The organism is Azonexus sp. IMCC34842, from assembly GCF_050368855.1.
Taxonomy (GTDB): Bacteria; Pseudomonadota; Gammaproteobacteria; order Burkholderiales; family Rhodocyclaceae; genus Azonexus; species Azonexus denitrificans_A.
Genome location: NZ_CP178449.1, coordinates 2960491 through 2974366 on the forward strand (window position 1 = coordinate 2960491; position 13876 = coordinate 2974366).

Annotated in this window: 14 protein-coding genes; 9 read left to right on the plus strand and 5 right to left on the minus strand. The window is 62.2% G+C overall.

Going from position 1 to position 13876, the window contains the following annotated elements; all coding sequences use genetic code 11:
- Positions 1–359 precede the first annotated feature (359 nt).
- From ACLIKD_RS13990 to ACLIKD_RS14000, 3 genes are all read right to left on the minus strand, one after another.
- Positions 360–1106 (minus strand): SAM-dependent methyltransferase, encoded by a 747-nt coding sequence (locus tag ACLIKD_RS13990; protein WP_428825551.1) that lies wholly within the window; start codon positions 1104–1106, stop codon positions 360–362.
- A 184-nt stretch (positions 1107–1290) separates the two neighbouring features.
- The gene (locus tag ACLIKD_RS13995) at positions 1291–1665 is read right to left on the minus strand and encodes a lysozyme inhibitor LprI family protein (protein ID WP_428825552.1); all 375 of its coding nucleotides are present in this window, start codon (positions 1663–1665) and stop codon (positions 1291–1293) included.
- Between the two features lie 120 nt (positions 1666–1785).
- The gene (locus tag ACLIKD_RS14000; RefSeq protein ID WP_428825553.1) at positions 1786–2223 is read right to left on the minus strand and encodes a hypothetical protein; all 438 of its coding nucleotides are present in this window, start codon (positions 2221–2223) and stop codon (positions 1786–1788) included.
- A gap of 344 nt (positions 2224–2567) precedes the next feature.
- Here ACLIKD_RS14000 and ACLIKD_RS14005 point away from each other — a divergent pair, with 344 nt between their 5' ends.
- The 4 genes from ACLIKD_RS14005 (at position 2568) to ACLIKD_RS14020 (ending at position 5646) form a co-directional block, all read left to right on the plus strand.
- A complete protein-coding gene (locus tag ACLIKD_RS14005; RefSeq protein ID WP_428825554.1) occupies positions 2568–3368 on the plus strand; it encodes an aldolase/citrate lyase family protein in 801 nt (266 codons plus the stop codon).
- A gap of 68 nt (positions 3369–3436) precedes the next feature.
- The gene (locus ACLIKD_RS14010) at positions 3437–4372 is read left to right on the plus strand and encodes a catechol 2,3-dioxygenase (protein WP_226416857.1); all 936 of its coding nucleotides are present in this window, start codon (positions 3437–3439) and stop codon (positions 4370–4372) included.
- 65 nt (positions 4373–4437) lie between these two features.
- On the plus strand, positions 4438–5202 hold the full coding sequence (locus tag ACLIKD_RS14015) for an SDR family NAD(P)-dependent oxidoreductase (protein WP_428825555.1): 765 nt from the start codon (positions 4438–4440) through the stop codon (positions 5200–5202).
- 15 nt (positions 5203–5217) lie between these two features.
- Positions 5218–5646 carry a tautomerase family protein gene (locus ACLIKD_RS14020; protein ID WP_428825556.1) on the plus strand — a complete coding sequence of 143 codons (429 nt, stop codon included), beginning with the start codon at positions 5218–5220 and terminating at the stop codon, positions 5644–5646.
- A gap of 3 nt (positions 5647–5649) precedes the next feature.
- Here the strand turns inward: ACLIKD_RS14020 and ACLIKD_RS14025 are convergent, their stop codons facing one another.
- The gene (locus ACLIKD_RS14025) at positions 5650–6561 is read right to left on the minus strand and encodes a LysR family transcriptional regulator (protein WP_428825557.1); all 912 of its coding nucleotides are present in this window, start codon (positions 6559–6561) and stop codon (positions 5650–5652) included.
- A 129-nt stretch (positions 6562–6690) separates the two neighbouring features.
- Here ACLIKD_RS14025 and ACLIKD_RS14030 point away from each other — a divergent pair, with 129 nt between their 5' ends.
- From ACLIKD_RS14030 to ACLIKD_RS14050, 5 genes are all read left to right on the plus strand, one after another.
- The gene (locus ACLIKD_RS14030) at positions 6691–6978 is read left to right on the plus strand and encodes a putative quinol monooxygenase (protein WP_428825558.1); all 288 of its coding nucleotides are present in this window, start codon (positions 6691–6693) and stop codon (positions 6976–6978) included.
- Between the two features lie 54 nt (positions 6979–7032).
- Positions 7033–7686: an oxygen-insensitive NAD(P)H nitroreductase gene (nfsB, locus tag ACLIKD_RS14035; RefSeq protein ID WP_428825559.1), complete on the plus strand. Its 654-nt coding sequence runs from the start codon at positions 7033–7035 to the stop codon at positions 7684–7686.
- Positions 7687–7804: 118 nt separating this feature from the next.
- Entirely contained in the window at positions 7805–8380 is a 576-nt protein-coding gene (locus ACLIKD_RS14040; protein ID WP_428825560.1) for a DNA-3-methyladenine glycosylase I, read from the plus strand.
- Positions 8381–8518: 138 nt separating this feature from the next.
- Complete coding sequence (locus tag ACLIKD_RS14045) at positions 8519–9694, plus strand: efflux RND transporter periplasmic adaptor subunit (protein ID WP_428825561.1); 1176 nt, start codon at positions 8519–8521, stop codon at positions 9692–9694.
- Positions 9691–12756: an efflux RND transporter permease subunit gene (locus ACLIKD_RS14050; protein ID WP_428825562.1), complete on the plus strand. Its 3066-nt coding sequence runs from the start codon at positions 9691–9693 to the stop codon at positions 12754–12756. Before ACLIKD_RS14045 ends, ACLIKD_RS14050 begins: the two co-directional genes overlap by 4 nt.
- A 59-nt stretch (positions 12757–12815) precedes the next feature.
- On the opposite strand, the gene ACLIKD_RS14055 is transcribed toward ACLIKD_RS14050, so the two are convergent.
- Complete coding sequence (locus ACLIKD_RS14055; protein ID WP_428825563.1) at positions 12816–13421, minus strand: hypothetical protein; 606 nt, start codon at positions 13419–13421, stop codon at positions 12816–12818.
- Positions 13422–13876: the final 455 nt, after the last annotated feature.

A 13876-nucleotide genomic window follows, 5' to 3' on the forward strand; every position in this document is an offset into this window, starting at 1 on the left:
CGGCTTACTGGTCATCGTGCTGGCTTCGGGCATTTCCCCGGGGGCTACAGGGCGAGACGTTCTCGGCGAATCAAGTAGCAACCGAGCGGACAAGCCGAATAGCGCGCTCCTTGTCAGGTAGCCGCGGCCATGTTTGTGTTACCAAGAATTTGCTGACAGCAAGCAGCGCCAGACCGAGAAATTCAATCCAAAAACCCAGCCGCGACGGCGCATCATCCAGCTGAATAATTTCCTCTTTGGGAAATCGGCCAAGGTAATCGGTCGAAGAAATACTCAGCTAATCGACCAGCCGACTGTTCGGAAGCAGAAGTCCCACCCAAGCCACCAACTGTTGGCGATCTACCGGATGCGCCAACGCATCACCGCGGCATCAGCGCGAACACACCCCAGCCCAGGTATTCACGCGTGTAAGCGGCGTAGCGCTCGGGTTCGGAGGTCAGTTGGGCGCGAACCTCCTCGAACAACTCGTCGTCCGGATTGGCTTCAAGCCAGCGGCGCATGGTGAGCCATTTGGCCGCCTCGTATCTGTCCCAGCCGTCTTGGTCAGCCAGAACCATTTCAACGACGTCACAGCCAAGGCGGCCGAAAGACGCAAGAAGTTCCGGAAGCATCAGAAAGTCGGAGACTGAGTTGGCAAGGCACCCCTTGGCAACCTCTTCCGTCGGCGGCACCTGCCGCCAGTAGGGCTCGCCGATGAGGATGATCCCGCCGCTGCGCAGGCTCCGCGCCAGAAGCTCGATAGTGCCGGCGACGCCACCGGCAATCCAGGTGGCACCGACACAGGCGGCCACACTGACCTTCTCGTCAGAGACGTAGCCGGCAGCATCGCCATGGATGAACTTGACTTGATCGGCAACGCCGAGTTCTTCTGCGCGGAGTTTCGCCTGCTCGGTAAACAACTGGCTCATGTCGATGCCGGTGCCGATGATGCCGTGATCGCGTGCCCAGGTGCACAGCATCTCCCCCGAACCGCTGCCGAGGTCGAGCACCCGCGCCCCCGATTCCAGACGCAGCGCTGCGCCGAGAGTGGCAAGCTTTTCGGGTGTGATCGGGTTGTGGATGCGATGAGCGCTCTCAGTGATGTTGAATATCCGCGGGATGTCCATTGTGGAAATTTCCTTACCGGGGTGGATAGATTCGGTCACGGCCTAACGAAGGTGTAGAAAAACTCCCTCAGAAAGTTTGCTTTCAGTTCTTCTTTCGACAAAGGGGGCAGAGTAAATTGAAAATCCAAGTCACTCTGACACCTTTGGTTTGGAGGTGAGGTTCCCTGCAACGATGGGTTGGGTGTCATAGCTTGCTATTTTGGCAGCCTGAACTGACGCACTCGCGGTAGCGATCCTGGAGAAACTGCGCCCTGCTGATGGTCTGCTTCGTGGCACAGTTTAGGTTCACGAAAAAGCCTTGGTTGTCTTTCTTGCTGCAGCTTGAATTGCGCTCCTCCATCCATGCCAATTGGCCTTTCTTCAGAGCTGCCGAACCCGCCGCATCGAGCTTTGCCATCAACTTCTTGTAGTTGGAATTTAGCTCGGCGTCGGCCTCTTGATAAACCTTATTCATGCAGTAAAGGCCGTCAAAATCGTCTCTCGGCTTATCGCATGCCGAGTTAGCAAGAGCGACGCTGGAAAATGCCGCTGTAGTGACAAGTAACCAAAGTAATTTCATTTCTTGCTACTCCTTTGTGATGAATATCTTCAAGCGCGAATTGAGACGCCGATTGGTGACGCCCAACGTGAAGTTGAGGCGCCTGCGCGGCTTTTCGCGCAGGTCGCCTCGAACAACGGGTTAGGCGTCGGCATAGAGGTAAACCCCGATGGCAAGTGCGGCCACAATCGCTAACAAGACAACCGCGCCGAATTTGTGTTGCAGATGATCGAGCCGTGTGAACTCGGCTTGTTGATCTGACTGGGCCGCCTGTGCTCGACGAAAGACAATCCACACGCAGTAAATGTTTGTTGCGATTGCAAGAAGACCGAACGCGATCTTGGTAGTGAGCATTGAGCTTGGATTGACGGAGGAGAGCATAGCTGCTCCGGTGACGAGAACCGCGATGAACGCAGGGATTTCCACTATGAGGTCTACGCGTTTGTGGAGCGCGACAAGGATGAGTTCCTGAGTCCGGCCCTTGCCGAGAAGGGCTCGTTCAAAGATCGCTTCGGTGATAACGCACCCGAGCCAGATGCCAACGAAGGCAAGATGAAGCGGTAGTAGAACAGACTTCAATTTACGATTACCTCGCTACTTGAGACGCATAACAGTTATTCACGCGCAGAAGCGTCCGGGTTATTGCCAATAATACGGACACCATCGAATCGCTCTTAAGGTTTTTAATGACATGGAGATTATCCGATGCGGGTCTCCCTATCAATCAACAATCATACGGACAGAGCCTGTGGCGACTATGGAGCGGCTTATAGAGAATTGCGACTAGCCGATTGCCAGCAATACCTTTCCCGTATCACCCACCCATTTCAATGGTATTGGACGGTATCCCCTGCCTCACGTTTAATTGACCTGAACCCCGGCGCAGCCGCTTGGCGGGCCGATCTTTCTTCAGGTGAATTACGATGCAGATACCGTTCAACCAGTTCAAGGCCGCCTTGCGGGCCGGGCGCAATCAGTTCGGGCTGTGGCTCGGGCTGGGCGAGACGTTCAGTGCCGAGATCTGTGCCGGCGCCGGTTTCGACTGGCTGCTGATCGATGCCGAACATGGCCCGAACGATCTGCGCAGCATCCTCGCGCAGTTGCAGGCCAGCGCCCCCTATGCTTCGCAGGCGGTGGTCCGGCCGCCGCAGGGCGATCATGTGCTGATCAAGCAGTTGCTCGAAACCGGCGTCCAGACGCTGCTCATCCCGATGGTCGAATCCGCCGCCCAGGCGCGCGGGCTGGTCGAGGCCATGCGCTATCCGCCGGCCGGCATTCGCGGCGTCGGCAGCGCGCTGGCCCGTGCCTCGCGCTGGGGGCGCATCGAAAATTACGCCCAGCTGGCCAATGAACAGATGTGCCTGCTGGTCCAGGTCGAGACGCGGGCCGGCTACGAACAGCTGGATGCAATCCTCGCGGTCGATGGCGTCGATGGCGTGTTTTTCGGCTCGGCCGACCTGGCCGCTTCCTACGGCCACCTCGGCCAGTCGACGCATCCGGAAATCGTCGCCGCCATCGAGCACGGCCTGCAGCGCGTCCGGGCCGCCGGCCTGGCCGGTGGCGTGCTGTGCAGCGACAAGGCACTGAACGGCCGCTACATGCAGGCTGGCGCCCGTTTTGTCGCAGTCGGCGTCGACGCGCTGCTGCTGACGGCGGCCACTACGGCGCTGTGCCGCATTTACAAGCCGGACGCGACAGCGGCCGGCGTTCCCGGTTCTTATTGAGCCAAGCGTTTCAAATCACCGACAAGCCATCGACGAATGGCCAATTTCAATAACCAAAGGAGTAGACAATGGCAATGACAGGAGTTTTGCGGCCCGGACACGGTGCCATCCGGGTACTCGATCTCGAGGCGGCGGTGCACCACTACCGCGACATCATGGGTCTGGTGGAAACCGGGCGCGACGCGCAGGGCCGGGTTTATCTGAAATGCTGGGACGAGCGCGACCACAACAGCGTCGTGCTGCGCCAGGCCGAGCGGGCCGGCCTCGATTTCTTCGGCTTCAAGGTGCGCGACAAGGCGACGCTGGACAAGATGGAGGCCGACCTGCGCGCCTACGGCCTGGCTACCGAACGCATCCCGGCCGGCGAAATGCTGGCGACCGGCGAACGCGTCCGCTTCGAGATTCCCTCCGGCCACCTGATCGAGCTCTACGCCGAAAAGCAGGCGGTCGGCAACGGCCTGCAGATGCTTAATCCGGCGCCGTGGACCAAGGCTTCGGAAAACGGCATCGCCCCGGTTCGCCTCGACCACTGCCTGCTCTACGGCCCGAACATCGCGGCGGTGCAGAAGATTTTCACCGAAGTGCTCGACTTCTATCTGGTCGAACGCGTGCTGACGCCGGACAACGAGAACAACGCCGCCATCTGGCTGTCCTGCTCGCACAAGGTGCATGACATCGCCTTCGTCGAACACCCCGAACCCGGCAAGCTGCATCACCTCTCCTTCCTGCTCGACAGCTGGGAAGAGGTGCTGCGGGCCAGCGACATCCTGTCGATGAACCAGGTGCCGATCGACATCGGCCCAACGCGGCACGGCATCACCCGGGGCTGCACGATCTACGCCTGGGACCCGTCCGGCAACCGTTTCGAGACGTTCATGGGCGGCTACCAGCCCTACCCCGATTACGAGCCGACCACCTGGAGTTTCGACGGTCTGGGCAGCGGCGGCGGGCTGGACTACCCGCAGCGCAAGCTGCACGAAACCTTCCTCACCGTCGTGACCTGAGCGATAGCCATCCCGCAACCCGCGCCTGCCCGGCAGGCGCGGCTGAGCATCGGAGCAAGAAACAGATGAAACCCTTTGCAGAATGCCCGGAAATCGCCGTGCTGGTCGGCGCCACGGGTGCCTTCGGCAACGCCATCGGTCGCCGCCTGTTGGCGGCCGGGCTCGGCGTCGTCGCTGTCGCCCGCTCGGCCGACAGCCTGCTGGCGCTCGCCGCCGAACAGCCCGGCGTCCGCGCCTGCGTTGCCGACATCGCCGCCGATACGGCGATTGCGGCGATCAAGGCGGCAATCGACAAGCCGGTCCGCATGGTCGTCCATGGCCCCGGCGTGGCCGTCGCCGGCGGCATCCTGACGGCGCCGACCGAATCGCTGGTCGATGCCGTCAATATCAAGGTCGGCGGCCTGTTGCGCCTGGTCCGCGCGGCGGATGAACAGCTCGGCGCCGGCTCGCGCATTGTCGCCATCGGCGGCCATTACGGCCTGGAGCCGACGGCCTATGCCGCCGCAGCCGGCGTCGCCAACGCCGCCATTCTCAACGTGGTGCGCCAGCTCAGCCTGGCCTACGGCGCGCGCGGCATCACCGCCCACACCATCGCGCCCGGCCCGGCCGACACCGAGCGCCTGCACCGCGTCGCCGCCAGTCGCGCCGAGCAGCGCGGCTGTGCGGTGGACGATGTGCTCGACGAATTGCGCGCCGAATCTTCGCTCGGCGCGCTGACCACCCCGGAACAGGTGGCCTGGGCAGTTGCCCTGCTGCTCGACCGGGAAGCCGATGCGATGACCGGCTCCTGCCTGATGCTCGATGCCGGCCGTCGGCGCGGCCTGCCCTGAACCAAGGAGAAACCCATGCCCGTTGCCAATATCCACGTCCTCGCCGGTCATCCGCGCCCCAGCCTGAAAAACTGGGTGCGCGAAGCGTCCGCCGCCATCGCCGAAATTCTCAATGCCCCGACAGATCGCCTGGAAGTCTGGGTCACCGAGGTCGATCCCGACCTATGGGGAATTTGCGGCGTGCCGGCCAGCGAAGTGCTGCAGCAACAGCCCCGCCGGAGCAGCGAAATGCCCTTCATCAAGATGGTCTTGCTCGAGGGGCGCAGCGCCGAACAGCACCACCGCCTGATCGCCGCGCTGACCGAGATCACCGCCCGGGTTCTCGATGTCGACAAGCAGCGGATCAGGATGCAGATCGATCAGGTTCATCCCGACCGCTGGGGGATCGGCGGCGTGCCGGCCAGCATTCTTCGGGCGGCCGAAATTGCCGCGCGAAAAACCTGACGATCAAAGCCCCACATCGGCCAGCAACTGCTGGCAACGGTCGGCGACGAATTCGCTCAAGGCCCTGACCACCGGGCTGATCTGCCGGCGGTCGGCGCACAACAGATGGAGCGGCGCCAGTTCGCCGGCGAACCCGGGGCAAAGCCGGATCAGGCGACCGGCTGCCAGGTCGGCCGCGACATCGAGTGCCGACTTGTAGGCAATGCCCTGGCCGGCAATGGCCCAGCGCCGCGCCACATCGCCATCATCGGAAATCCGGTTGCCCTTGACCTGCACCGACAACTCCTGGTCGCCGCGAAAGAAGCGCCAGCGATCATGGACATAGTCGTCGAGCAGGAAGCACAGGCAGTTGTGGCGCACCAGATCGGACGGGCTTTCCGGCATGCCGTGGCGCTCGATATAGTCCGGCGCGGCGCACAGGATGCGGCGATTGTGCGGGGCGATGGGCAGCGCGACGAGCGCCGAATCCGGCAGGTTTCCGTAGCGAAACGCCAGGTCCACCGCCTGCCGGTAGATGTCGGCCTTGCGGTCGGTGAGCAGCAGGCGGAGCGTCAGTTCCGGGTGCCGGGACTGGAACTCGTCGAGCCAGGCGAGCATGACGTTGCGCCCGAAATCAGAAGGTATCGACAATTGCAGCACGCCGCGCAGGGCGGCCGAGCCGGTCAACGCCGCTTGCCGGCCGTCGGCCAGCAGTTGCATGGCCTGACGGCAATGTTCAAGGAAGATCTGCCCTTCATCGGTCAGGCGCAAACTGCGTGTCGAGCGTAGGAAAAGCTGCACACCAACCTCGGCCTCCAGGCGTTTCAAGGCCACGCTCGCCGCGGCCGGCGTGATGTCGAGCCGGCGCGCCGCGGCCGACAGGCTGCCGTAGTCGGCCACCAGAAGGAAAAGCTCGAAATCGCGCAAGGGGTTCATGATCAGATTCTAAGCAGCAGCGGCAGCTATTTTCAAATTTAAATTGAAAATAAATTAGCAAAACACGGGTTTTTTAATAGGTCGAATTCGGCCATCATTGGCCCATCGTCCATCCACCGGAATTTCCGCATGCCACTCAGCGTCGTCGCCACCATCACCGCCAAATCCGAATACCGGGCCGAAGTCCGTCAGGCCCTGCTCGATATCCTTGCCCCGAGCCGCGCCGAAACCGGCTGCCTGCAATACGACCTGCACGTCGCCCAGGACAACCCCGACCGCCTGGTGATGATCGAACGCTGGCAGGACGATGCGACGCTCGTCCGCCACATGGCATCGGCGCACTTCGCCGCGCTCGAGGCAGCCATCGACGGCAAGGTTACGGGCGTCGATATCGTCCGTCTCAACCCGGTGGCCTGAGCGGCAGGCCCATCCTCGAAAAGTTCCGATTTCACCATGCCAGGAAACAACACCATGAACCTCTCCCATTTCGCCACGACCCGCAAGACCACCAAGGCGTTCGACCCGGCCCGCAAGATTCCGGCCGAGCTCTTCGCGCAGCTGGAAACCCTGTTGCGCTACGCCCCCTCCTCGGTCAATTCGCAACCCTGGCATTTCGTGATCGCCAGCAGCGAAGCCGGCAAGGCCCGTATCGCCAAGGCGGCACAGGGCGGCTACGCCTACAACGAGCCGAAGATCCGGAACGCCTCGCACGTCATCGTCTTCTGCGCCCGCCAGACGCTGGACGAGAGCCATCTCCTGGCCATTCTCGAACAGGAAGACCAGGACGGCCGCTTCGCCACGCCGGAAGCCAAAGCCGGCCAACACAAATCGCGCAGCTTCTACGCCGACCTGCATGTCAATGAATACAAGGATGCGCAGATCTGGATGCAAAAGCAGCTCTACCTGGCCTTCGGCACCCTGCTGCTCGGCGCGGCGACGCTGGAGATCGACGCCTGCCCGATGGAAGGCTTCGACGCCAAAATTCTCGACGAAGAACTCGGCCTGCCCGCCAAGGGCCTGACCAGCGTCGTCATCGCCAGCCTCGGCTACCACAGCGACGAGGATTTCAACGCCAAGCTGCCGAAATCCCGGCTGCCGGCCGAAGCGGTCATCACCCACCTCTGATTGGCGTCAATCAAGCGTCATTCCCGCCAGCGCGGGAGTGACACTTCCCGACCAGAACCTGTAGGCTCCCTGCTGCGGCGATACGCTGCCTTCATCAACTTATCGGAGAGCTACCGGAATGGAACGCTGCCCCTGGTCCGAGGGATCTGACCTCTACCGCGCCTACCATGATCTGGAATGGGGCGTTCCGCTCTACGACGACCGCGCATTGTTTGAATTGCTGATTCTGGAAGGCGCGCAGGCGGGCCTTTCCTGGTCGACCGTACTGAACAAGCGCGAACACTACCGGCAGGTCTTCGATGGCTTTGAACCCGAGCGGATTGCCCGCTACACGGCCCCGAAGGTTGCCGAGTTATTGGCCGACCCCGGCATCATCCGCAATCGCGCCAAAGTGGCAGCGACGATACAGAACGCCCAGGCCTACCTGGCGCTTGACTCTGCCGGGCAGTCGTTCAGCGACTTTCTCTGGGCCTTCGTCGACGGCAAGCCGATCCAGAACCACTGGCAATCGCTGGCCGAGGTGCCGGCCAAGTCGGCGCCGGCGGCTGCAATGAGCAAGGCACTGCTGGGCGCCGGCTTCAAATTTGTCGGGCCGACCATCTGCTATGCCTTCATGCAAGCCTCGGGAATGGTCAATGACCATCTGCTGGCCTGCCCGCGGCACGCCGCGGTGCAACAGCTCGTCCGTCCCTGAAAGGCGGCGAGTCGCCGGCGGTGATTGATTTCGCCGGCCGGCATTCGGGCGACGCCACCACATTTCGTAACACCTGCGCCGGGCGTTTCCCGGCCCAAATGCTCGATAATTCGCGGCTGGCTCAATCGAGGATCGGTAATGGCGTTGGTTCCCCTGCAGCAGGTGGCAAAAGAAGGCGGCAAGCGTGGCCGGATTGCCGTAGTTGTCGTGAGCTTGCTGGTCGGCGGCGCGGCCTTCTGGTTCTGGCGCCTGCGCGGCGAAGCGCCGAAGCCCGCTGGGCCCGGCGTCGTATCGGTAACGAGCACGCTGGTCGCGGTAGCCGATATCCCGGTCCGCCTGAGCGCCAAGGGCACGGTGACCGCGCTGCAGTCGGTCGACGTGCGCCCGCGGATCAACGCCACGATCAAAGCCGTGCATATCAAGGAAGGGCAGTACGTCCGCCAGGGCGAGCGGCTGTTTTCGCTCGATGTGCGGACCGAGGACGCCAATCTCCGGCAGACCGAAGCGCAGCTCGCCAAGAGCCGGGCCGATTTGACCAATGCCGAGAACAACCTGCGCCGGCAACGCGAACTGCTCGAGCGCAATTACATCTCGCCATCCGCCTTCGATGTCGTGCAGAACCAGGTCGCCAGTTTGCGCGCCCAGGTCGCGGCCGATCAGGCGGCCATCGATGGCAGTCGCGTCGGCCGCGGCTACGGCGAGATCGTCGCCCCCATCGCCGGGCGCACCGGCGCCATCACAGTCTATCCGGGCAGTCTGGTTCAATCGACCGGCATGGGCCTGGTCAGCATCACCCAGATCGATCCGATCAATGTCGCTTTCACCTTGCCCGAGCGCGAATTGCCGGCGCTGCAAAAGGCGCTGGCGAGCGGCGGCCTGACGGTCAGCGCGCAACTCGAGGAAGGCGGCGAGGAGCAGCGCGCGGGGCGACTGGTCTTCGTCGATAACAGCGTCGATACCGCCAGCGGCACGATCCGCCTCAAGGCCGGTTTCGCCAACGCCGACGGTCGCCTGTGGCCGGGCATGTTCGTCACCGTCGCCCTGTCGCCGCGCATCCTCAAGGCGGCCCTGACGGTTCCGGCCCAGGCGGTGCAGACCGGCCCGGAGAAGAAGTTTCTTTATGTCATCGGCGAGGGCGGCAAGGTCGTCTCGACGCCGATCCGCGTCCGGCTGATCCAGGATGGCCAGGCGGTCGTCGAAGGCGTCGCGGCGGGCACCCGGGTCGTCCTCGAAGGCGCCCAGAACCTGCGCGCCGGCAGCCTGGTCCGCGAGGCGGGCACGACCCCGGCGCCAGGCGCGCGGAGCAAGCCGTGAATCTCTCCGAACTCTGCATCCGGCGGCCGATCATGACGGTGCTGCTGTCGGCATCGGCCATCGTCGGCGGCATCATCGCCTATGGCAGCATCCCGATTGCCGCGCTGCCGAGCTACGACTCGCCGACCATTTCGGTCACCGCCGTGCTGCCCGGCGCCAGCCCGGAAACCATGGCCTCGTCGGTGGCGACGCCGCTCGAACGGCAGTTCTCGACGATTTCCGGTCTGGCCGTGATCAACTCGACCTCGACCCTCGGCAATACCGCGATCACGCTGGAGTTCGACCAGGACCGCAGCATCGACAGCGCCTCGATCGACGTCCAGGCCGCGCTGCTCCGGGCGCAGCGCTCGCTGCCGGTCGAGATGACCACGCCGCCGGCTTATCGCAAGGTCAACCCGGCCGACTCGCCGATCATCTTCCTGTCGTTGACCTCGCAGTCGATGGCGCTATCCGAGCTGAACAGCTTTGCCGACCTGCTGATTGCCCCGACCCTGTCCACGCTGCCCGGTGTCGCCCAGGTGAATATCAACGGCCAGAAGAAATTCGCCGTGCGCGTCGCGCTCAATGCCGACGCCCTGGCCGCCCGCAATCTAACGCTCGACGACATCGCCGGCGCGCTGCGCAACGCCAATGCCAATTCCCCGGTCGGCACCCTCGACGGGCCGCGCCAGACGCTGACCATCCAGGCCAATCGCCAGCTCAACAACGCGGCGGCTTTTGCCAAGCTGATCGTCAGCACCTCGCCGGATGGCCGTCCGGTCCGCCTGGCCGACATCGCCGAAGTCGAAGACAGCGTCGAATCGGTGAAGACCGCCAGTTGGGCCAATGGCGAACGCGCCATCACGCTGTCGGTGATGCGCCAGCCGGGCGCCAACACGGTGAGCACGGTCGATGCCATTCGGGCAGCGATGCCCGGCTTGCTCGCCCAGATGCCGGGATCGATCGAACTCAAGTTGCGCAACGACCGCTCGCAGTCGATCCGCGACTCGATCCACGATGTCCAGCTCACCCTGGCAATCACCATCGCCCTGGTCGTGCTGGTGATCTTCCTGTTCCTGCGCAAAGCCAGCGCGACGTTGATTCCGGCGCTGTCGCTGCCGATTTCGCTGCTCGGCACGGTGGCCTTGATGCGGGCATTCGGCTTCAGCCTCGACAACATCTCGCTGCTCGCCATCACGCTGGCCGTCGGCCTGGTGGTCGATGACGCTATCGTCATGCTGGAGAACATCGTCCGCCATATCGAGAACGGCGAACCGCCTTTGCAGGCGGCGCTGGCCGGCTCGCGCGAGATGAGCTTCACCATCATCTCGATTTCGCTGTCGCTGGTGGCCGTCTTCATTCCGATCTTCTTCATGCCCGGCGTCATCGGCCTGCTCTTTCACGAGTTTGCCGCCGTCGTCGGCATCGCGGTGATGGTCTCGGCGGTCGTCTCGCTGACCCTGATCCCGATGCTGGCCAGCCGCTACGTCAAGCACGAAGCGGCCGAAGGCCCCGGCATGCGCTGGACGGCCTGGTTCGAACGGGGTTTCGAGCGGCTGCTGGCCTTATACGAAGGCGCCCTCGACTGGTCGCTGCGCCACAACCGCACGGTACTCGGGCTGGCCGTGGCCACCCTGGTCGCCACCTGGGCGCTGTTCGCGCTGCTGCCCAAGGGCTTTTTCCCGAACGAGGACATCGGCCAGGCACTGATCACCGTCGAAGCCGTCGAGGACATTTCCTTCCCGGCGATGACCGAACTGCTGCAGCGGACCGGCGAGGTGATCCGGGCCAACCCGGCGGTCGACACCTTGATCGTCAATGCCAGCGACAGCAACAGCGGCCGCCTGTTCATGAGCCTCAAGCCGCGCAGCGAGCGGCCGCATATCGACAAGGTGGTCGAGAGCCTGCGCAAGGAAATGAAGGCGATCCCGGGCGCCACCGTGTTCATCAACCCGATCCAGAATCTGCGCCTGGGCGGGCGACCGAGCAAGAGCCGCTACCAGTACGTCATGCGCAGCGTGCGCGCCGAGGATCTACGGCTCGCTGCCGACGGCCTGTCGGCCAGACTGCGCGACGACCCGCTGTTTCGCGACGTGACTACCGACGCGCAACTCAAAGGCCTGCAGGCGCGGCTCAACATCGACCGCGACAAGGCCAATCTGCTCGGCCTGCAGATTGCCGACATCCGCACCGCGCTCTACAGCGCCTTCGGCGAGCGCCAGGTGTCGACGATCTACACCTCCAGCGACAGCTACCAGGTGATCATGCAGTTGAGCGCGGCCGATCGTGCCGACGAAAGCGCCTTCGGCAAGATCTTCATCCGGGCCAAGGGCGGCGCCCTGGTGCCGCTCTCCAGCGTGGCGACGGTTGAACGCGAGGTCGGCCCGATTTCGATCAACCACTCCGGCCAGCTCGAAGCCCTGACGCTCAGCTTCAATCTGGCGCCGGGCGCGGCGCTCGGCGATGCCAGCCAGCAGATCGAGCGCTACAAGCAGGAGCTCAACTTCCCGGCCAGCATCCTCACCAGTTATGGCGGCGACGCGGCGGCCTTCCAGTCCTCGCAAGCCAGCCAGATCGTGCTGATCGTCGCCGCGCTGCTGGTCATCTACGTACTGCTCGGCGTGCTCTACGAGAGTTACATCCACCCGCTGACCATCCTCGCCGGCCTGCCCTCGGCCGCCGTCGGCGCCCTGGTGATGCTCTGGCTGTTCAATATGGAGATGTCGATCATCGCGATGATCGGCATCCTGATGCTGATCGGCATCGTCAAGAAGAACGCCATCATGATGATCGACTTCGCCCTCGACGCCCAGCGCAATCACGGCATGGCGGCGCGTGAGGCCATTCGCACCGCCTGCCTGCTGCGCTTCCGGCCGATCATGATGACCACCTCGGCCGCCCTGATGGGCGCCATGCCGATCGCCCTCGGCCTGGGCGCCGGCGCCGAACTGCGCCAACCGCTCGGGCTGTCGGTCGTCGGCGGACTGCTGTTCTCGCAGCTGATCACGCTGATCATCACCCCGGTCATCTATCTGGCACTCGATCGCTATTCCGGCCAAGGGCCGCTCAAGCTTGAGGACTAGAGGCCTTTAAGAAGCATGCGAGCTCGGCAGGACGGGCCGAGTACATTGATAAATTCTGACTAACGACTTTCACTACCGGTAGTCAAATTTGCAGTCCCAGATGCCACCCCGACTCCGGTTCCTCCCAGCGCCTCTCCCCTGATGATCTGACCATGTGACGAAAGTTGGGCACTTGGAGCAATACGATTCACTTCCAATTGAGCTTCGGCTTTACGTAGTTTTTCCTTCAGCTCCCGAAGCTGTGCTCGATGAATCGAGTCACTCAGCTCTTGCCTTGCTAGGTCAGCTTGGGCTGCGAGCAAATCGATGACATTAGCTTCGACCTTCTTCTTTTCAACAAGCACGTCCCCTAAATAGTTTTCCCACCCCTGCTTCAAGTCTTTTGATCTCGAGACTCGCCAGAAGTACCGCGCAAATCGTTCCCGCGTAGCGACGTTTTCTGACAGCGCATGGTCAATATACTTCCCTAGCTGCTCAATTTCTAACCTTTCCGATTCGCGCTCTTTAACTGCGACTTCCCGACTTTGAATGGTGTGCGAAGCGAAAACGGTAATCAGGGCAACTACAACGGAACCAAGAATAAACCGTCTTTGTTCTGCAATAGCCTTGAACCGTTCCAACTCTAACTTTTCACGTTCAAGTTTTAGTTCATCCTCACTCATCATGCCCCCTGATTCGTACTAATAATAAGCACTGAGTATTTTAGATGCGGAGTGGATTCGAAGGCGCAACCTTTATTCGTATTTGCCCCTCATTTCATTGGGTTAGACAGTTGGTGACGCTCACTGTCTATTCAATATGGATCCGCGACGGAGAGGCTATGATCATCCTTGAACCCAGTCCAGATATCGGCGCCCCTTAATCATTGAACAAACAAACGGCCTATCCCCGAAGGAAGAATATATCCGAGGATAGGCATCACGCTGGAAATCGTCAGGCTAGGACTTACTTGCAGTGGACTCCCCTTGAGCACAAAAAAGCCATCGGTTATATGCTGTGGCCTTGTCGGAAATTTTCGGTTTGCCTTGGTCAGTCTTTTGGACCTGATTCCTTCATGCAACTGCTACTCATTTTTCATGAGTCGGCAAAGTGAATATTTGTGTCAATCGCCGTTCCCATC